Below are 22,258 nucleotides of genomic sequence, written 5' to 3'. Positions count from 1 at the left end.
TAAAAAAAAAGACTGTCGCATGACAGTCCGAAAATAAAGTATGCGTTTATCCCCTATGGTTCCGATCCCTATGTGCTTTTCCGGCAGCAACAGGGCATGTCTTAGTCCGTGAGAACTGAAGGGGCATTAAAGGCATTTGCAAGCTGCATGCCATCCTTTAGTCCTTGTAGATATAGACGTTCATAAAGAACGGCTTGCTTCAATTGAAGCTTATCCTCCCAGTACTCAAACTCTGGCATACCTGCAATGTCCATGGAGTCAAACAACGCTTGAAAAGCTTTTCGCTCTTCTTCAAAAACATGCCTAGGTTCGGATTGATGTTCAATCTGTGCGGTCACCTCATCCAATCGACCTTGAATCGTCTGTAAAAACCATGCAGGAAAGCTCAACATATCCCCTCCAAGATAGAAACTCAAACGAAATGACGCTGCATGTCCGTTTTTTTCTTGGTACATCCGATTAATGAGTTCGTCAACCTTACGACTCTGAGCCTGAACCGCTTCATTGCTGCTTAACGGAATTCCCTGCTCCAGTGATTTCTGTCCGAGTACATTCAGCTTTCGCTTTTCCTCCTCATATTTGTGCTTCAGATGTTGCATTGCACCCCCACCTTCCTGGAAAAGCTATGTTTGTAGACGATGTGCATAGACTTTAATGCGTTTATCGGTTTATTTTATTTTAATTTAATTCGATATTCGCATTAAAACAACCTTTACCTCGCATACAATTTGGTTAAATTGTGAGGTGACACGGAAATGAGACATCGAAAAGAGCCCCCAGGTGACAAAAACATCATCGGGACCCGAGTTATAGCTATTCGAAAAGCTAAGCAAATGAAGCAAAAAGACTTCCTCGCCAAGTTGCAAACCTTCGGTTTAGACATCAGTCCAACCAGTTTATCGCGATTGGAAGGTCAATATAGACTCGTGCAGGATTATGAGGTGGTTGCCATTGCGAAAGCGCTGGATGTTTCCGTTGGGGAGTTGCTGGGGGAGAGTGAATGAAAGGATAATGGGGATGACTATGGTGCTGAAAGAGATTTGGCAATTAAGCGTAAGTACGTACCTATAACGTCTCAAAAGATGGAGAACTTAAGCAACTTCTGGCCCTAGCTTTGTATCCTTCGGTCCGCTTACAGGTGACATCCATCGTGCTAGTAGAAAGTAGAACTTCTTAAACTAAAAAAAGTATCCTTACTCTTCCTCACCTTATGGATGGAACTGCTAGTGGTGGTTTTTTCGTATCGATATTAGAGACATTCATTTTGCTTCAACCCAATCCTAATGGATGGTTGTAACTCCCTCACCCTTGTTGACGACAAAATAATACCCTCTCAATATAGAGAGGGTATTCCCGTATTAACTTCTCATTCGTTATTCCCGTTCCAAACTAATAGTGAATGGCACTGTGCGGAAATCCACCCTAATTGTTTTACCTTCTGTATAGAATCGCATAAAATTGCGTAGAAACTAGTTTTTTAGTTTTTCTATAATCAGTATTCTCTTAGTTCATCATATTTCAATACGATTATTTGCAGAAGATTTACGGCAATAATAACTTTAGCACAGGGGTTCATCACCTCATATTCCTCATGAATAATGCTCCTGTTTTACATGCTTTTTAATGAATTTGGTGTTACTTCATTTGATCTACAATCCGTTGTAATCCTGTTAATTTCACTTTACCCAAAGTAGAGTAATAATCTATATGCTGCTGGACAGCTTTTAAAGCATTTCTATAAGATTCGTCTCCAAATTGTTGTCTGATACTTTCAAGAAAGAATTTACTAGTAGCATTATTAAAGGCCCTCTTATAAACTTTCGCACTCATTATATCCAAAAAATAGTAATACAATCCTGTGCCGAACCTTCATTCATCCCCATACACTTGTTAATTTTAATTTTCGCTTCACTTCTTGTTAATTCTCCTAGAAATACTTTTTTTGCTATTTAAAAGGCATCTTTGCTCATATCCATAGAATGAGGTCGTCATTACCTCCCATTAAAGTTATTTACTAGACAGTATTCCTCTATTAAACAGACATCAGGCATTCACTACAGCGAGGAATCTGAAATTTAAATAGCCTCCCTCTACCCGATGGCTAAAAATGGATGTCAGGATAGTTCACTTTAATCTTTTTATTATATTGAACTACATTGTTTTTGAATACTATTGAAAATGAAGAAATAACCATCCCTAAGCCTTGACACTCCATTAGCAGTTTTACGTACTCTTCATATTTTTCATCGATATTTATGCTTCTTACACTCGGACTCAGTGAAACAACTAAATAATAAATTTTTTCCCCTTTCAGCAGCATATCCCTGATTTTATATAGTTGTGTTATTGCTCTCTCCGAATAAACACTTGGGAAATCAGCTTCTTTCCTTGAGGATATTATCCCTTTAATCTCAACTATAATTACTTCATTACTCTTATTAGTAAGGAGCAAGTCAGTCTTATAGCCATTTACTACTTGCTCTCGCTGAATGTTTTTTGCTTTTAATAGCTTAATTTTATCTTGATTAATCAATGACTCAACGATTGTATTTATTAAATTTAGATTTAATAATATATATCCTCTATAGTATTTAACAGCAAACAAGGAATACTTGGTCCGCTTATCGACACCCTTATTAATGGACAGCAATACCTCCTTGTTCTTTAACTTTAAATAATTTTCAATTCTCGATGAACTGGGCACATAGCATTCACACAGCTCGCCGTTTATCATAACTTTACATAAAAATCTATTCTTACTTTCTTCAATAAAAACACCATTAACCAGTTCTGTACCGTAATTCAAATTAATCCCCTCATTCATAAAAATGCCGTCACGGGCAGCCCTCTCCCCTAACGGCATTAAAGCTAAATATATTTTTTCAAAAAACTCTCGAGATCCTCTTCGCTAATATAAAGTCCTTGCAGCCTTGTTATCTCACCATTTAGAGAAAAAAGCATATCACCTTTCCCTAATAGATCCTCAGCCCCTGGAGAATCAAGAATAGTCATAGAATCTTGGTGTGCAGGCAATCTAAAAGAAACTCGACATGGGATGTTCGTTTTTAGATTAGAAGTAACAATATCAGCACTAGGCCTTTGAGTAGCGACAACTAAATGGATTCCTACATTTCGTGAACGCTGTGCCAACCGAATCATCTGTCTTTCAAAATCTTTCTTCCTGTTTTCCATATCTGCAACCTGAACAAGATCTGCATACTCATCAATTATAACAACAATTGGCTTCAATGGAGTATCTGGATTTTTTTGATTGTAGCTAAAAAGATCTCTACTCCTTGATTTTCTCAGTTGCTCTGTTCTTCTTTCTAGTTCATTTTCTGTTAAGTCAGTTAAAATTGCGACAGCCTGTTCTGCATCTAATATAACTTCACCGTTTCGAAGATGTGGTAAACCCTCAAAAAAGATAAAATCGGTCTGCTTTGGATCAATAATAACAAGTTCTAAGCTTTCATGTGTATATTGAGCTATTAAACTCACTATTAAGCTGTATAAGAATATTGTCTTACCAGAGCCAGTAGATCCAGCCGTCAGTAGGTGAGGAGCTTGTGCAATATTGAGTAGTTTAAACTCTCCATTTGGCTCTTGCCCTATTACAACATTTAGATTTCCGACTGGTTCCTCATTAGAAAGCATAGATAAATGCTCTAATAGCTCTATAGAATCGCTGTTCTTTCGTGGAACATCTACGTATACAAACTGCGTACCACGTTCGTTTCCGACCAAAATATCCGCTTCTGCCTCTATCTCTCTACTTATATCTGTACGATATCTCTGAAGCTTCTGAAGCGTCTCACCTGGTCGCAGCCTCACTCTGTACCTAATGAACCTAGAAGCTATAAGTGCCATATCCGGATCAACCGCAGAAACATCAATTGAATAATCCCTTAGTGCTTGAAAGAGATCTCCTGCTGTTTTTCGTGCGACCTCAATTGTTGCCAGATCTGTAGAAGCATTCAAAGATTCATTATCAGTTTCACTAGAATCTATGAAGGGATCTTTTAAGAACCCTTGTGTTGATAAATTAATTTGCTGCTCTGAACTTAACGAACTGTTGAGTTCACCTTTCTCAGAGATATTTAAACTATCCACATTCAATTCTATTTTAAATTCATTCTGATTATCTGTTCTATCACGCTTAGAACCTATTGAGCCAAAATCGTTTTCTAGCTGTAGCCCTGAGCAATTAACGAGAACCTGATTAATAAAATCATCACGAATTTCAACAAGACTTATCTTATAATTAGAATCAAATTGATTATTTGTCGTAGTTCCTAGCTCACTAAATCGGACATGGTGAATATAAGAATTTACATTTACAGGAATCTCCCCTGCGAATAGTCGATTCAACTGATATGTCCATTCCTTCTTTTCTGCTCTTGTAAGCGGCAACTGATAAAAAGCTCTGAATACCTGAAACCTTAATAGCTCTTTACGTGAAGTACTTGTTATCTTGTCTCTTTCGGAAAATATTTCATTAATTATCTGTCTGACTGAATTTATTTGATCTATAGCTTTACCAGAAATTTCACCTTGGCTAACCTGATATGCACCATCATAGGTTTTAACTTCGATAATATCAATTGATGCTTGATTTTCATTGAAGTTAATACCGAGTAAATCTGAAAAGGCTCCATTATCACGTTCATCTAGCCAATTTTGAGATAAATCCGTATCAAGACTAACAAGAATATGATTTTTTAGGTATTGCTTAGACCATATAGCTGAAATAGCTGTTCCCAATGCTCCCTTTGTATGGCTCAAATTAAAGGTTTTATCAACACGTGAAGACGCGAGTTGAAGCACTCCCTTTTCATTTAAGCCCTGAATAGTTCTCAGCACACGAGTTACACATTGTTCCTTTGGATCATAATTCCCAATAGAACGAATAGAGCGATCCATTCCTCTAGTTAACTTTGTCCAATCATTTGTATATATACCAATATCTCTAAAAGCCTTTGATTGGTAGAAAATGCATTTATCTGAGCCAATCACACTAAACTCTAAATTCTTAAGATTTTCATCTGCAATTATAAGCCATTGAGTTGAGTTTAAAATCTGCTCAAATTCCTCTTTGCTAGTCTCAAGCTCTAGAACTACTGTATGATGCCAACCTTGCGGCTTATCGTTCAGTCTAGCAATTAAATCATGATGATCAGAAAAAATATTACCATCAGAAGCTGGCAGTATTTCAACACGATCATAGATCGGATCATATTCAAAAACCTTTGGAATACATAAAGGATGAATTTTCAATAAAGGGTTCCTTCTAGTATTAGTTATTGCTTTACCGCAAGGATCAAAAATAACTACGGCATGAAATGGATGTCTTTTTATAGAATCCACTAAACCTTTAAAGCTAATCACAGTAGTATCGATTTTTATAGAAAAGTTAGAGTCATTAGAAAGAGCAAATCTACTGTGTATTGTGTCATCAACAGCATCAAAACTAGCCCAATTTTCTGGGGTTTCTTTAGTTTTATAAATATGAATATGAGCACCCTCAAAATTAATGTCTTTATTCTGAAGCAGTCTTTTATAGATATCTAATACATGCTTTACACTAGGTGGATTAACAAAAGCTACCCTTACCCCAAAGGAACTATGTGGATAGACCTTCATAAGCTTTATAAGTGAATTCTCGATTAATTGTAGTCCATCAATTGCCTGATTAACCTGTTGTTCGCTTGAATATAAGGGCAGCTTACCCAATGCTCCAACCTCAGGTATAACTGTATCACCCTGATTAGAAATAAAATTACTAATAAATGACGTTGGCAATGGGTTAGGAATTTCATCCGACTTCCGCAATAGAAAATCTTTATCGATCTCGTTTAAGTTTGGGGAGGACTCACGTAATCTAGCAGTCAATTCAATGTACTTCCATAGATGAAGCGGATATAGCGGTGTCATAGTCGCATGGATGTTGTCGTCACCTATAATGTAAATCATGTCAATTGAATTCAAATTGGCTACTAATTGTTTTGAACCTCTTGGGCTAAACGATGAAAATAAACTATAATGCTCCTTAACCTGCTTAAGAATTTTTGAATAAATATCCATGTAAGACATACAGTTATTCATTAATTCTTCAGTTTCAACAATTTTAAGCATAGGACAATCTGCAAGTCTATGTGCCGCAGAGACCAAGGAGGACCTAATCTGTAAAAAGCTATTAAAATTATTTAATAGACCCTTAACCTCATTAAATTCCTCTTCAAAGGTTTGTATTACCTCTTTTATATGCTGAATGTAGTCATTATCAAACGTTTGAACCTTAAATTGCCCTAAAGAACGTAATGCATCTGTAGGGTTTCTTACATTTGCCCTAATCACTCCACCATATGCATTTTCACCTACAAATGTTTCAACTAACGTATGAATTTCCGGTATAAATTCAATTTGTATATTATTATCTGAACTATTATCTACTTTTTCCCTACTCCGCTTTCCCTTCTCCCACTCATTATACTTATTATCTATTTCCTCTATAATTTCTTGCACTTTTTCCGTCTCGTGCTCAAGGAGCAAGTTGACTGCTGCTGCTTCAGGTGAATCCGGCTTTTTCTTAGTGAAAATATTTTCATTTGAATCGTAATCTTCAATATTATTCCCTTTCTTTTTCTTTATTTTATCCTTCTTTACTCTAGAGAAAAGTTCCAATACCTCTTGATATTTCATTTTTCTAAGAACCGAAAGTTCTCTTGTTCCGTAAAATTTAAGAACATTGGCTCGAATTGAATAATATTTTTCAGAATCAAAATTTGACTGTAGTATTCTCATATCTTCTTTGTCACTATTAAGATTACCTATACGGGAAACCAAATTCCAATTATTTATAATTCTTTTTCGAATAGCATCAATGCTACTATTAATGAATAAGCTATCATCAATAAGCAATCCTAATCTAAACAATTGTTCTATTGACTGCTTTGGAATATCATCATCATCTATAATCAATTGCTGATAATAGTCAATTAACCTCTCTAAAGAAATGATATCTCTCATTTTTTTAAAATCCAATGCTCTCCAAATATTCTTTAAATAATCATTTATTCCACCTATTTGTTTTTCAGCGGATTTGCAGATTTCTTTGTAGATAACATCGGCACTGATCATTTCATACCATTGTAATGATGATAGCTTAGGTGTCATTCTTTTTACTATAACAATACGAGTTCCTGTTTCATCACCATTATTTCTAAAGTCCTCGGCTTCTTCGACTGAGTAGTAAAGTGGAAGTAAGCAAAGTTGCTTAGCTATGCTTGCTTTAAGTTCATTGATCTCATCATTTGAAAAACCCACAAAGAATATATTAGGCTGTGTTAAGCTATACTCTCGTATCTTTAATTCCAATGATTCCAAAAAATGCGTGTACGAAAAACTGGGAAGATCCTTTAATAACACACCATAGCTTTCATTTAAAACCTTTTTCGAAACTATTGAAGCTAATATATCTGAAAGTACAATTTGAGAAGACATCAGATCACCCCTACAATGAAATTACAGTAACTCCATCAGCATACTTTTTCCCATATCCCATAGAAATCAAGATATCGGCTATTTTTTCAGCATTTTTAGCCAGTTCACCTGCAAGATCTCCAGGTACTATCTGACTAACTCTCCATTTTTTTAAATGCTCCAAATCAGTTTCTGGATTAGCTCCAATAATTATGCCATAACTATTCCATAGTTCATGACCAAAATCACCTAATGTAAACTTCTTGTTGGCATCTAAAATTGAATGAAGAATAATTTCAAGCATTAATGGGTCTGGTGAATATCTCTTTCTTCCGCTTGTCTGTGCTCTAGGAGTTAATAATGCAATCTTACCACCTAAACTTGCAATAAAAGCACTGGGGTCAGTAGAAAACTCATCGGCAAATAACTTAAACCTAGTCGCTTTTACAAATGCTTGAAAGGGATCTCTATATTGCTCATAATATCCTAAATACAGTGCCTTGTAGCTTTTACGCTTTACATCCTCAGTCTGTTTACTCGTGGTTTTTTTAGAGCTATCCTCCATAGGGAGATCCTCGATCCGAGATAACATCTTCTCATGAGAGTATTTATCATATCCCTCTCGTTGTAAAATATCCTCCAGTCCTTTTTCAAAGAACTCCTCAACCATTAGCTTTGCAACCTGTAAGGTTTCTTCACTTGCAAATTTTATAGCTGGCAATGATCCATCAGCGTCAAATAGCATCGGAACACGATCATATTGAGTATAATTTGGAGATATATCAAGTACTCTTGAAGAAAGATGGCTTATGATTGCAAAGCATCCAAGCAGTATAATTCTCTCTAAAGTGAGCAATTTATTATATGACTTAGAGTTCTCTGCTAATCTATCAAATGAGTCTCGTATTCTGCCCTCCACTCCAGATAGAGTATAGTTACTTAATTTTTTATGGCTCTCTACGCTCTTTTTTATTGAAAAGTTTGTAAGTGGAGAGGCTATTCTACTCAAATCATCTTTTTCGTCATTTAATGCTTCCTTAATTAATTGAATGCATGGAGAAGCTTTTCCATTCACATCTGATAAAAGAACATTATATAAAAAGTTATTTATACTAGCTTCCCCAGGAACGGAGCTACGTACTTGTGTCTTAGAGCTAATTGTAAGAACGGTATTACTTGCACTTGGATAAGCAGCACCGTCTGCATTAAAAATAATGTTCATATAATGTCTAAGTTTATTTATCTCATCATCGTCGAAGCTATTTGCATCAAATGCCGTGCTATACTTTTCACGGATTTGACTGGCAGAGCATATCTCTTCACCCTGCTTCCAACGGATAATCCAGTCATTAAGAGCTTCGACTGTATAGCTTTCTCCAGAAATTAGTCTAAATAAGCCATTAGCAATGTGCACTGGCTTAACAGATGATGATGTTGGCTTATACTTAATATATTCCTCACATACTTGATTACCATAATCTCTAAGTCTATTTTTCATGTGCTAACCCCGTTTTGAGATAAATTGTGCATCATTGACCTTTACTTTATAGGAGGTTCGATTATCCATATCTCTAATAATAAAATCATTATATCGTATGTTAGAATCTAAGGATGACAGTTCATTCATAAAACGAAGTAATTTAAACTGATGTTGCTCTGGCACAAGCTGCGAGGGATATCCCTTTTGTACTAGCATAAGTACACGGTAAAGGTTTAAATCAACTCTTAATTTAACAAAATTCGAGTTATTCTGTGTTTGATAAACACAAAATAGGAAATGATCTGGTACATACTCCATTCCTGTTAAGTACGAAGGGATCTTAGGAACAAGCAGTTCTGCCTGATTAGAGTATATATCTCTACTTGAAACAGCAACTTTAGGATAGGTACGTAATTCATACTTATGTGTTGTCCAGATTCTAAGTTTATCGTCTTCAAGGTCTTCTGGATTGAAAAATTTATTAATACCAGCAATAATCCTCTTAATAATCTCGTGGTCTCGATCATAGCCGTTTTTTAGTACCTCGTAAAATGCCTGATACTCAGGAGGCAATAAATTCAGAAGTTCTCCCCCCCTCTTATTTTCAAAATAGAACTTCCTCTTTAGGTTTTTAAATGCTTCTATAGCTTCTATAGGATCTTCTGCATTTCCTGGTATTTCATAATCATCTTCAAATAGCCAACCCTCTTTTAACGTACCGTTCCAAAGGCTTTCATCTATCTCTGGATGTGTATAACGATATGGATCAAAAACTGAAATTGCCGAAAACAATTGATTTGAACCACTAAAAGTAAGATTATAATACTGATTGTCATTATATTTTTCATCTTTTTTTACAATACACTTCTTACCTGAAGTAATAATGTAAGCAAAGAAACCAATGAGATCCCTCATAACGACGTGCAACCCTATACTACCTATCTTCTCAATTAAGGACAGCAATCTTTCTTGGACAATCGGATGCTTTAGCTTTTCTAAATTATGAGGGGAAGGACAGCAATTCGTTCTTAAGCATTCATCGGATGCTTCGCTTATTGCTAAAACCTTCTCCAGTGTTTTTGTAACCATATTTAAGGACAGTAAATTACGATTATTTAAATCAATAACTACAACATCTTTAATTTGATGCTCATCACCTCTGTTATAGATGATTCCTCTATCCCGCTGTAAATATATTTGCTCCAGTCCAGGGATCTGCTCACCTAGTGATTCCATAAGAGAAAGCAGTGGGAATTCGTTAATTGCAATAATGCATGGTCTTCCATTAGCAACAGCATTACTAAGCCTTTTTACAAAATCCCCTTCATCCTTTACGCTGTTTGCATCAAGTTCTACAAACACATCATATTTACTTAATATCTTTCCCAACGACTTAATTAAGTGTGTTTTACCATCACCCGGATTCCCAGTCAAATAAATCTGTTTTTTTTGCTCTATATATTTTACTAAAAGCGATTCAATTCCTGATTCGACATGAAGTGCCCTTAACTCATCATCTGTAAACACATCAGCATAGCTATTTCTATTATTATATAACTTAGCAATGAAATCTAAATCGAACCTCATATTCATCCCATCCCTAAAAGTAATTACTTAATAAAATAGAGCTTCTGTCGAAACGTTGTAGTCTTTGCTGTATATCTACGTTTTCACCTCGATTAACAAACCAGCGCTTTCTCCAATACTCAATAAGTTGATTTGTATACATTTCTGCATTATCATCATTCAAAGGAGCATAGTAATCTAAATAATTCTCCTCACCATTAAGAAACTCCCTTGTGTTTGATGCAAGTTCTATACCATAAACAATTCTTCTAGTATGATGTTTTAGAAAAGCTTCAGAAGAAATGCCTAAAGCCGCTAATCCTGATCGAATGAGTCGAAGTCGCGGACTTGTTCCTTCTCCAAAAACATTATTAATCTTTCTACCACCATCAATCATTTCAACTGTATGGCTAATTTGTCTAGTTGTCTCTCTAGAAAAAAATACTGAACCAAAGCCCTCTGTTTCCCCTAGTCGTTTATACTCTAAGTAACCTTTTTCTTTAATAGGTACCTTTATACGATTATATTGACTGCTTCCCATATGGTAGAGGCTTGTTGTCCCTAAAAAAGCAAGCCTAGAATCACGGACAATTTCCTCTCCTTTCATTCTAGATGCAATTTCACTAATCTGAGTAGAATATCTATCATTATAATCTTTAATTACGATAGGGCTACAAATCAGTATGCTAACTAGCTTGCCTGCTAGTATCTCATTGTAAGGCGGCACAGCTCCACAGACTATAATTTCCATGAGATTGGAACCTATTTTTCTCTTGCGATTTGCCTGTAGAGCAATGTTAACAACCTTTCCCTTATCAGTAGCCAACAATTTCCTTAATACCTGAAGTTCATTCATTCCTTCTTTCATTACATCGTCAAAAATTAGCTTAGCATCCAAGAGTTTTGCCAATTCAATTGCTCTTTTCTTAGTGAACAAGGCTGAGGAAGATTCTTCCTTCCAATTTATCTTACCAGAAGTTCTTTTATTATTTAACTGTTGATTTTTAAGCCCTGCAGCAGTCTCTTGTAATCTCGCGATAGTGTCCTTCTTAGGAGTTTCAATTTCTTCTGGCGTTAATAGTCCCTCATGATTTATATCGTTGATAGCCTCATTCAGAAAAAATTCAAGCCGACTTAGGATTTTGCTACTTTCTAACAGTACTCTAATTTGATACTCTTCTTCACTCTCCAGTTCCGTTGTCTTCTCAACCGATCTCTTTAAGCCATTTTGCCCCTTTAAGAGTTCCTCGTATCTTTCCGTTTTAACCTTCTTCTTTAAGCAGAGCTTTATTGCTTCTGTTGTCCATCCAATATTATTATCCCTATGGGTTAGCTGAAGCACACAGTTACCAAGTGCTGCAATTCCCATAACAGGATGATCTGGTTGGGCAGCGTCCCTTATTATATAAAACAAATTTCTTCCTGGAGTAGATTTATAAGGTATAGACCAGGTATAACGAAAATATCTCCATATATCCATTAGCTTATAGCCTGTATGTGTACACACATTATTACTAACCAGTTGAATATATGGCTTTACTGCTTCTCTCGCCAAATTATCACGTTGAGTCTCATCCGCAGCAGTTTGAATTTCTCTTGTTCTAGCCGCTATTAATTCACTATCTCCAATGAGATTTAAAATACTTACATCTCTTCCATTAAACCTCTTTACCTTTTCCATTCTTAAAATAAATTTTTTCACGCTCAACACTGAAAATTGAGCGTCTCTTTCATGTCTCAGTTGCTGTCTCAAGTAATCCTTACTTTCACTTCTTAATTGTTTTGGTGGGGCGAGTTGTGCTATGTCATCTTCAAGCATCATTCTCCAGCCCTGAGAAATCAAATCCCTTAATATGCTCAATGCAGATAAAAGCTTAGAGCCCTCCACGTCATTATCAAAAGTAATCAATTTGAGATTTTCAATTTTCTCATTGATAAAGGCAACTCTACGATCAACAAAGGTTTCTAATGCTCCTTTGACTATAATTATAAAAACCTCTTTTTGATAAGAATCCAAAGATGGATTAAACGGTAAAAACTCTGATTTTTGTTTATTTTTTTTCGTCGCTTTGCTAGCCATACAATCCCGCTTTCACTGATATTATTCAAATGGTTTAATAATCTTTATCCTACTAAATTATTCAGGCTGTTAGTGACATCAGTAATAAAATTCTATAAAGAGCTCGTTTCTAATAGACACATCAACACGAACACTCGTTTGTCTTATTATATACAACTAATAATCTTATTAATAGGCCATTGCCCAGTCTAAAACATTATTCTCTACCTAAAAACTATCTATTGGGTGTGACATTGTATTTCCAAGCCTTTTCACCTCTGCTCCACATTTAAACATGATGAATGGCTCTATAAGTTTAGCTTATTTCCTTTTTATACGACAATATATATCATGGATTCTCCCTTTTTGTAACGTAACTTTAAAAAACCTCTTATATTCAGCCTCTGTTAAAGGCTTGCCATACAAACCAAGCGAAGCCTAACGATATTAGCGTATGGAACGGGGCCGCTTTCAAACAATACAGAATAAACTTGTGAACATAGTAACTAACCCATAATTCAAGCAGATACAATGACCATGTGCAGATGTGTTCTTACCAGAATAATCCTACTACTAATCGTGGCTTCAGCCAATAAATACCGATGGGGTACAAAGCCGCCATCATTATAATGAGCAGATAACCAATACTTCCGACGGTATCCTTGGCCCACTCAGGCTTTTAACCGAACAACTTATGCACTCCTTCCTTGAATGCTTCTCCTATAATCAACTCGATAAGTTTATTCATTTTCTATCCGGCCTCCCGGCTAAGTGTTTAAATGCAGACAAAAGCGGAAAGGACAAGCTCATCCTTTCCGCCACTGTGCTCACTTCCAACTAATCAGTCATACATTCCTCATTGTTGTTACCTATGTACACGCTTTGATCTAACTCTCGTCCTCTTTACATCGTCATATTAGTAGCCATTCCCTACGTAGACGGTCTTTCATATACATAGCTTGAGTAAGTGGCAAAGTTGCAACAATGAATGAGTAGTAACCAACAATAAGGCTTTTTTTAAATACCCTCCTATATGTAGTAACTTAAGCGGCTTATATATAGTATAATTATGGAAATAACTACAGTAGAGGAAGATAACAATGATAGGTTTCTTTAGTTCTCAGCAAAGGCAACTATATATTGAAGATATTTACAAAGTCCTCGCTTTCCCAAAGCAATATGTTATACAGTTCCGTTATCAAGAGACAGATATAGATAATGATATTAGACGTAATATTATGTCTGCAATTGGTGATCAAGGTATCATTTTTTATAGCGTTACCGAAGACTTAGGCTTACGAAATATTCCGGTTCGGCAAGTTAAAGTGATTGATGTATATGTTAGCGAAGAACTTGGATATGTTAATTTCTATCTGGAATTAGGGGATTTTGTTAATTGTGAAATTAGTGACGGATTGAATACGCCCTCACAATTCCCCCCAAATACATTTGTTTCAAACATTATTATTAGTCAAATATCATCTGAAAAGTGGGTCAATTTGATCGAAAGGATCAAGCCTTATTTTAAACAGATTAAATTCATTTATATAAAATCAATAAAAAGTGTAAAAAACAGAAAAATAAAAATGTTCCACTACAACAGATTACAGAAAAGGAGTTTTCTAATACTCGACGATGAAGAAGAGTATGTATCCGAAGTGTTAACTTATGATAAAACAAGTGGAAGTGTACAAGTGGATATCACCAAAGATGATAAAGTAATAGATTTAAGCGGAGGTATCCCAAAAGGGAATGAAGTAGATACTTCATTTATAAGATTGAATACGCGAGCCATAGAGTTTAGAAACCAAAGTTCTTCTCTGGCTTTTTCATCAAAAGACGAAGATGATGCAATATATAAAGTGGAACTATTAATCGAAGTAAAGAGAAAATGGAGCAAATCTATATTTTTTGGTGTTATGACCATGATAGGTGCTGGAGGATTATTACTAGGAACATACTTTGCAAAAACATTTGCGGCAAAAGAATTCTATTTTTACACTTCTTTAGCAGCGGTGTTTATCGGCGTAAGTGCCGGAGGTTTACATTGGCTATTTAATAAAAAGTAAAATCGTGATTTCTCTGTTTAGCATTATCAATACTTCTACGCTATTTAAACAGTTGGGCTACCACGAAACCCCGACCATTAGATTCGGAGTTTTTATGGTGGCTTTATTGTATTAGATTATGATTCCAGTAGCGTTTTGATTTGGGTATATACTAAAGGAAGATTGTTATCAAAAGATATATTTATTACCAGTAGAGCTACACTCTCCACATGTATCAAGTGTTCCGAGTGATCAACCTTAATACGATGTGCGCACATCAAATGAAAGCCAGACCGCGGAAAATCGTGGTTTGGCACATGTTTTTCAAACTACTATGAGCATAATCCACAAACTTAGGCAAAACTATAAATTCTGCCCTCCATCACCCGATAATCCTAACCACATTCTCTTTAATCTGTGTAACCATCTCTACAAGTCTTTTTTGCCTCGACCCATCAAACAACTTAATGAAATTCTGCGGCTTGTCAACGGTGGTTTAATCAGTTAAGACACATTGTCGATATAACTGCTCTGAACTATGTGCTCAATTACCTTTTTAACAAAGACAATCTTCCCCTGACTCAGCGACTGGTCATTGATGAATTCCAAAAAAGCAGCCTTTGCCGCCTCATTCTCCAGTTTGGCGATTTTGCGCATCAGCAAGCCAAACTGGGTGTCCTTGAATTCTCGCTGATAATCTTCAGTTGTGCCAAGTTCGCCTGTAAAGATTTTCTGCAAGGCCTCATAGTCCAGAGCTGTTAACGGAATATATTACAGAACTTGTGAATCACAAGATTGTCCCGGTTATTCTCAATAAAGCGGTTGACCTGAACTTATAATCCTCAAAGGTATAAGCCTCATATATCGCTTTTCGTCCGTGGACTTCAAGAACCTCATCGACAAGGTTGTTATAAATCGGTTTTTTTCGCCTACATCCACGAAATATTTAATGATATTGCCTAGCTCCGTGCGTACTTTTTCAAAATTCAGTATATTAGCACTTTCCCAGAACTCATCTGTTCCTATAGTTTAAATAAGCGTCAGTTTTACTCTAACCTGCGGTATAGTTGTACGCTGCAAAAGGGCTGTAGCCACCTCTATCAGTTGTTTTTTCCCCTTCTTCTATTGAGGTGATTCCTCAGCCTGTGCAAGCATTAAACCATATATTAAATTATCAAAGCGTTTGGCATGCTCATCTACATCATCCATTTAGACAATAGGTGCGAGATATTTAATCAAATTGGATTAATCCTGCTCCAGCAAGCAGACAAAATCCGCATTATGTTTATACTTCTCTATGTATTGCAACTGCATTTTCACAAATACCAATTCCTTATTAAAGGCTTGAATTTGTCCAATTACTATTTCTATCAAATCAACACGAATCAATTGATAGGGTTCATCTTATAAAGACAGACTGCTGCATATGATAAAGGAAGAACCCGAAATTACACAAATAAACAAAAAATAATAAAACGTGCCTTGACCAATCCTTCTCCAAACAGATCTTTACGAAGCCCTATCTTACAAAAAAGCGGATTCAGCCTAAGCTGAATCCGCTCTTCCATTACTCATTTCGATCTAATCAATAAGCCCCGACTTCTGCAGCAACCGCTGAATCAGAACTGCCACTTCCGCACGGGTGACATTAGTCTTTGCCTCCAGCTTATTGTCGCCACGGCCGCTAATCAAGCCAGCTTTGGCTGCAAACGCCAGGCTGTCCTTAGCCCAGACACCTATGTTGCCTGCATCTGTAAAGGCAGCAAGTACACTTGTCGCATCCACTGTGCCAGTCTGGTCCGCAAGGCCAGTTAACTTCATCGCTTTAGCGATAATGTTCATGGCCTGCTCGCGTGTGATTGGAGCATTCGGTTGGAATGTCCCGTCCTCAAATCCGGTGATCAGACCGTACTTGGATGCCGTTTCAACAGCCCCTGCATACCAGCTATTCGCTGGCACATCCTCAAATGCTGTCTTCCCTTCCCCAAGCTTCAGTCCCAGACCACGTACGATGATCGCCGCGAACTCTGCCCGGGTGATATCTGCATTCGGGTTAAACGTCGTTTTGTTCACTCCATTAATTACTAGACGAGATCCCATATCGTTCACTGCGTCCTTCGCCCAATTATTCTCCACATCCGCAAAAGTCAGCGGATGCCAGATCACCGAATACGAGCTGTTCGTCACACTCTTAATAACTGCGTAGTATTTGCCGTCCTTCAGAACGAATCTGGTCGGCACATGGCGCACTGTGCCATCTGGCTCCACAACGACTCCAGTCGTAATCCGATTCGGATCAATACCACCTGGAAGTGCCACTATCCGCTCTACGTAAGCATTGAACTGACTCACTTCCACTGTCGATGTACCGTAAGTAGCGGTAACAGTGAAATCTAGTGACGGTGTAACGAGTGTAAAGCCACCTCTACTTGCCGCACCCGCCACTACCTGGTTCATGGATGCTGAGGATTCGCTGATCGTAATCTTCAGTGTGATATCTTCCAGCTTCAAGCCATTTCCAAGTTTCTTAGCTAACGCACTGATGTTGATTTCGTCGGCTGGCAAAGTATAAGTCCCTTTGCTTGTCTGAAACACTAGAGTAGCCGATGCGTTCTCCATGTTCTTAATTATTTGACCATTTAACTCAGCGACAATGACGTTGGAATCCAGCGTCACAGGAACGGTCACCACCGCCCCATTACCTTCCGCATCTAGCTTCGCTTGGAGTTTAGCTGGGTCGACGACGATAATAGTTGTTGCCACGTTTCCTAAGGCCGTTGTTGTTGCTTTGCCCGCGTTCTCTTCCTTACCGTTAACAAGGACGATCACATCGGTAACGACTGTGTTCGCGTTACCGGGGGTTGTTCCGCTATTCGAGTTGCTTCCTGATCCTGGGCTGACCGGATCAGTACCAGGTGTTACGGTATCAGCCACCACAGCTGCTGTTGCACTACCGTATTTCACCACTTTGCCGTCAGCATCTACCTCTGCAATCCCAATCATATCCCCATTGGCCGCAGGAACCAATCCCTCAATGCCTACAAGCGTGTATCCAACCAGGACATCTCCCACATTTGGTACGACTACGCTACCAGCGCCAAAGTTCTTATAAAAGAGCTTATGTCCTTCAGCCAGCGCAGGTATAACGGTGATTTGTGTATAGCCGTTATTTGCCGAGCCACTTGGATCGATGGCGATCACGTTCAAGCCACCCGCAGGGTTAAGCATATTAATTGTAAAGGTCAGCGTGGTTGCCGGCCCCGCCGGAACGGACCCGCTAGCTACCACACGTACCTTAACGATGTGCTCACCACTCAAATCCGGCAAGTTGGTTCCGTCGTACCGCACGTAAGGTCCGTCGTCCACTGAAAATTCCATACTTGTGTCCAGACCAACAATCGTATTGCTCAGATCTTCTGCTGTGACTTCAGGTGCGGACGGGATGACCGCATTCGAGTCATGAACGATAACCTGAACAGCAATAGATGCGAATGCTGTCGCCGTTGCCTTTTCCCGAACATAATACGTGTCCGGCGCAAGGTCAGTAATCATTGTGTCTGTAACTTCTGTCCAAAGACCAGTGCTGCCTATTTTGTATTCCATTTGGACTGTCAGATTCTGAATGGTGCCATTATTAGCCCCATTGTACGTCACATCCGTGACAGTCACACCTACCGGAGCCGCTGCACGAGATGGAATGCTTAACGTCTGTACCGCACTATCCGTAGTTGTTGAACCGTCACCTTTCTTAAGGATGCTCAGTGACGTTCCCAACCAGCTGCTATCAATTTCCAGCTTGCCATCTACTGGCACCGTAATCGCTGTATCGTTTACCATGTATGAGCCACTTGGCATCAGGCCTGCCAACTGTTCAGTAGCATAGTCGATGATGGCCGCTGGCGTCGCTTCTGGCATTTTCGTGAATGCCGATACCGTCACTTGCACCGAAGCCGAGGTAAATGCCATCCCTGTTGCTTTCGTCCGCACATAATACGTGTCTGGAGTAAGCCCCGTCACGCTTGTACCAGGTACATCTGTCCATGCACCTGCTGTACCTTTCTTGTATTCCATTGCAGTAGTAACATTGATGAGCGTACCATCGTTTGTGTTCAATCCCGTTTCACCCGTTGCTGTCACACCAATCGGCGCCACTGAACGGGACGGAATGCTTAGCGTCTGCACCGCGCTATCCGTTGTCGTCGAGCTGTTGCCCTTCTTCACGATGCTTAGCGATGTTCCTATCCAACTACTATTAATGTCCAGCTTACCATCTGCTGTCGCCGTAACCGCTGAACCATTTACCGTGTACGAGCCACTTGGCGTCAAGCCTTTCAACTGCTCTGCCACATAATCAATGACGGCTGTTGGTGTCGCTTCCGGTGTTGGCACGAACGTAGCTACCGTCACGCTCTTCGATTCTGACGCAAATGCCGTCGCCGTCGCTTTCGTCCGTACATGGTACGTGTCTGGAGTTAATCCTGTTACGGTTGTGCCCGACACATCTATCCATGCCCCTGCTGTGCCCTTCTTGTATTCCAACGCGTTTGTTACGTTCGTCAATTTGCCATCGTTGGCATTTATCGCCGTTTCATCCGTCGCCGTTACACCAGTCGGCACCCCTGAACGGGACGGAATACTTAGCGTCTGCGCTGCACTATCCGTTGTCGTCGAGCCATTGCCTTTCTTCACAATACTCAGCGACGTTCCCAACCAACTGTTACCAATAGCTAATTTGCCATCTGCTGTCGCTGTTACCAAAGCTCCGTTTACTGTGTACGAGCTGTTTGGCGTGAGACCTGTCAATTGTTCGGCCGAATAATCAATAACAGCTGTCGGCGCCACTTCCGGTGTTGCTACAAAAGCAACCACCGCCACTTGCACTGAAGCTGACGCAAATGCCGCCCCAGTCGCTTTCGTCCGCACATGGTACGTGTCTGGAGTCAGTCCCGTTACGGTTACACCCGTCGCATCTTTCCATGCACCTGCCGCACCCTTCTTGTATTCCATCTCGGTTGTCACGTTCGTCAATGTACCATTGTTAGCATTTATCGCCGTTTCGTCTGTCGCCGTTACACCTATCGGCGCCCCTGGACGGATCGGAATGCTTAGCGTCTGCGCTGTGCTATCCGTTGTCGTAGAACTATTGCCCTTCTTCACGATGCTCAATGACGTCCCCAACCAAATGCTATCAATAGCTAGCTTGCCATCAGCTGTCGCTGTTAGCGAAGCCCCGTTTACCGTGTACGAGCCGCTTGCCGTTAAACCTGTTAACTGCTCAGCCGCATAATCAATGGTGGCTACCGGTGCCGCTTCCGGCGTTGGCACAAACGTAGCCACCGTCACGATCTTCGCTTCTGAAGCAAATGCCGTAGTCGTCGCTTTCGTCCGCACATAATACGTGTCCGGAAAAAGTCCTGTTACGGTTACACCTGCTACATTCGTCCATGCACCTGCTGTACCCTTCTTGTATTCCATCGCGGTTGTCACGTTCGTCAATGTACCATCGTTAACACTGATCGCCGTTTCATCCGTCGCCATCACACCAGTCGGCGCCCCTGCACGAGGCGGAGTGCTTAGCGTCTGCGCCGCGCTATCCAATGTCGTCGAGGCATTGCCTTTTTTCACGATGCTCAGCGACGTATCCAACCAACCACTGTTAATGGCCAGCTTACCATCTGTTGTCGCTGTTACTGCCGTACCGTTCACCGTATACGAGCCGTTTGGCACCAGACCGGTTAACTGCTCTGCCGTATAATCAATGATGGCTGCCGGTGTCACTTCCGGTGTTGCCACGAACGTAGCCACCGTCATGCTCTTCGCTTCTGACGCAAACGCCGTCACCGTCGCTTTTGTCCGGACATAGTAGATGTCCGGATCAAGTCTCGTTACGGTTGCACCTGAAATATTCGTCCAAGTACCCGCCACACCCTTCTTGTACTCCATCGCAGTTGTTACGTTAGTCAATGTACCATCGTTAGCACTTATCGCCGTTTCATTCGTCGCCGTTACACCAGTCGGTGCCCCTGGACGGAATGGAATAGTCAGCGTTTGTGCCGGGCTATCCGTTGTCGTCGAGCCATCACCTTTCTTAACGATGCTCACTGACGTTCCCAACCAGCTGATGTCTATAGCTAGCTTACCATCCGCTGTCGCCGTTACCGCCGTACCGTTGTTAACCGAGTACGCGCTGTTTGGCGTCAGTCCGGTCAGTTGCTCAGCTGCATAGTCAATGATAGCCGCTGGTGCCGGAGCTCCCGTCTCAAATATTTTAGCGGTTATTCTATAATGATCAGCATCCGTATTATCGGTTGTCACCAAGACAAGCTTGTCACCAAAGGTGGGATACAATTTGAAGCTTGGATAATATTCCACAGCGTACATCCAAGTGGCTTCATTGAAACCCTGCATAGCCACCGGAGCGGAATCCACCGGCTGATCCGATGTAAAGACTAAGTTACCGTCATTGTCATAATAATTCAGGTAAGCATACTGCGTTCCCGACCATTCTTTAAAGTTGTTGTACGCATCATTGATGGCATTGGTAGAAGTGGGGTCCGTACTTACGGTTACAAAGCCCGGATTTGCACCATCCCTATAAATAGCAGCCGAAGATTCACCCAGAGAGCCATTTACCGTAAAATCACCTTTGTTCGTACCGTTCTTATCATATAAGGAGACTGTTGATGTGCCGTTTCTATAGCTATATTGGCTGAACATGAAATTCCCGTTGTTCAACGTGGATAGAAACAGCTGTTTTTCATCCGTTCTTATTCCTTTATTAATCGTATTTAACAGAGTCCCACTATTACTGAATATTTTCAGATAAACAGTATCCGTCTGGGGTCCTACTCCTGAATTGTAAGCAACCATATATACACCGTCTCCAGCGGATACATTAGACATGCTCGCATTATGGGAAACCAGAAGTGTTTCTCCCGAAACTGGGTTACCCTCAACAGTGAACACACGCGTAGCCGTGCTAATATTGTCGTTCCGTTGCCAGGAAAAAGCTATATTGCCGTCAGACAATTCCGTTATAGAGACAAAGCGCGTGAGTGCCGGGGTACTGGCGGCAGAGTATGTATTAATCTGTGTCTGACCGACCACCTTTTGTCCTGACTGGTTTAGCACCATGAAATAGGCATTGGGAGTACTCTCCCTAACGGTTCCCAATTGCAAATTGTTATCGCCGCTGTCGCTTTTATGGTAAGTAATCAGAATCCTTCCATCACTTAGCGCAAGCATATTCACATCAATCATTTTGTAATAGGTATCCATTAGACTACTAAGATCAACATCTGATCTAAGTGCTCCCGTGCGGTCAAAAATCTTTAAAAAATAAGAATAAACATAGGAATTGCCTTGATAAGCGAATGTGTTCAACACTACTGCGGTACTTCCGTCAGGAAGAACATCAACATCAGAAACATTCTTACCCGAGGCGTTTGTAACTGGAGTCTGAATGGGAAAGTCCACCGTTTTGGTGAATGAGGGGATGGCAGCGTATGCCCGGAGTGAAATCATCGGCAGCAGTCCAATGACTAATATAAAAGCCAATCCAATCTTGCCTAACTTTTTTAACATTGCTTTCCTCCTTGTCGAATGACTATTCATATAATTGTTAAC

The 22,258-nt window shown here is 39.6% G+C and carries 12 protein-coding genes; 2 read left to right on the top strand and 10 right to left on the bottom strand.

Features of this window, described 5'->3' with window-relative positions; genetic code table 11:
• Positions 1-101: 101 nt before the first annotated feature.
• Positions 102-599 carry a hypothetical protein gene (locus QNH28_RS03585; protein ID WP_283910198.1) on the bottom strand — a complete coding sequence of 166 codons (498 nt, stop codon included), beginning with the start codon at positions 597-599 and terminating at the stop codon, positions 102-104.
• 156 nt (positions 600-755) lie between these two features.
• On the opposite strand from QNH28_RS03585, the gene QNH28_RS03580 reads away from it, so the two are divergent.
• On the top strand, positions 756-1,004 hold the full coding sequence (locus QNH28_RS03580) for a helix-turn-helix domain-containing protein (protein WP_283910197.1): 249 nt from the start codon (positions 756-758) through the stop codon (positions 1,002-1,004).
• A gap of 631 nt (positions 1,005-1,635) precedes the next feature.
• Here the strand turns inward: QNH28_RS03580 and QNH28_RS03575 are convergent.
• The 7 genes from QNH28_RS03575 to QNH28_RS03545 form a co-directional block, all read right to left on the bottom strand.
• Entirely contained in the window at positions 1,636-1,830 is a 195-nt protein-coding gene (locus QNH28_RS03575; RefSeq protein ID WP_283910196.1) for a hypothetical protein, read from the bottom strand.
• Positions 1,831-2,101: 271 nt separating this feature from the next.
• A complete protein-coding gene (locus tag QNH28_RS03570; RefSeq protein ID WP_283910195.1) occupies positions 2,102-2,824 on the bottom strand; it encodes a DNA/RNA nuclease SfsA in 723 nt (240 codons plus the stop codon).
• Positions 2,825-2,868: 44 nt separating this feature from the next.
• A complete protein-coding gene (locus tag QNH28_RS03565; RefSeq protein ID WP_283910194.1) occupies positions 2,869-7,500 on the bottom strand; it encodes an FtsK/SpoIIIE domain-containing protein in 4,632 nt (1,543 codons plus the stop codon).
• A 10-nt stretch (positions 7,501-7,510) separates the two neighbouring features.
• Positions 7,511-8,977 (bottom strand): hypothetical protein, encoded by a 1,467-nt coding sequence (locus QNH28_RS03560; protein ID WP_283910193.1) that lies wholly within the window; start codon positions 8,975-8,977, stop codon positions 7,511-7,513.
• 3 nt (positions 8,978-8,980) lie between these two features.
• Positions 8,981-10,546, bottom strand: coding sequence for an AAA family ATPase (locus QNH28_RS03555; RefSeq protein WP_283910192.1), 1,566 nt, complete (start codon positions 10,544-10,546; stop codon positions 8,981-8,983).
• 13 nt (positions 10,547-10,559) lie between these two features.
• A complete protein-coding gene (locus QNH28_RS03550) occupies positions 10,560-12,605 on the bottom strand; it encodes a Druantia anti-phage system protein DruA (RefSeq protein WP_283910191.1) in 2,046 nt (681 codons plus the stop codon).
• A gap of 497 nt (positions 12,606-13,102) precedes the next feature.
• Positions 13,103-13,255 carry a hypothetical protein gene (locus QNH28_RS03545; RefSeq protein ID WP_283910190.1) on the bottom strand — a complete coding sequence of 51 codons (153 nt, stop codon included), beginning with the start codon at positions 13,253-13,255 and terminating at the stop codon, positions 13,103-13,105.
• 429 nt (positions 13,256-13,684) lie between these two features.
• Here QNH28_RS03545 and QNH28_RS03540 point away from each other — a divergent pair, with 429 nt between their 5' ends.
• Positions 13,685-14,653: a hypothetical protein gene (locus QNH28_RS03540; protein ID WP_283910189.1), complete on the top strand. Its 969-nt coding sequence runs from the start codon at positions 13,685-13,687 to the stop codon at positions 14,651-14,653.
• Between the two features lie 483 nt (positions 14,654-15,136).
• Here QNH28_RS03540 and QNH28_RS03535 read toward each other — a convergent pair whose 3' ends face one another.
• Together QNH28_RS03535 and QNH28_RS03530 are read right to left on the bottom strand one after the other, a co-directional pair.
• Positions 15,137-15,385, bottom strand: coding sequence for a type I restriction-modification enzyme R subunit C-terminal domain-containing protein (locus tag QNH28_RS03535; RefSeq protein ID WP_349655055.1), 249 nt, complete (start codon positions 15,383-15,385; stop codon positions 15,137-15,139).
• Between the two features lie 828 nt (positions 15,386-16,213).
• Positions 16,214-22,216 carry an S-layer homology domain-containing protein gene (locus tag QNH28_RS03530; RefSeq protein ID WP_283910187.1) on the bottom strand — a complete coding sequence of 2,001 codons (6,003 nt, stop codon included), beginning with the start codon at positions 22,214-22,216 and terminating at the stop codon, positions 16,214-16,216.
• Between the last annotated feature and the right edge of the window lie 42 nt (positions 22,217-22,258).

The sequence above is a fragment of the Paenibacillus sp. G2S3 genome (assembly GCF_030123105.1).
Lineage (GTDB): Bacteria > Bacillota > Bacilli > Paenibacillales > Paenibacillaceae > Paenibacillus_AQ.
This window is presented reverse-complemented; position numbering and strand designations above follow the sequence as displayed.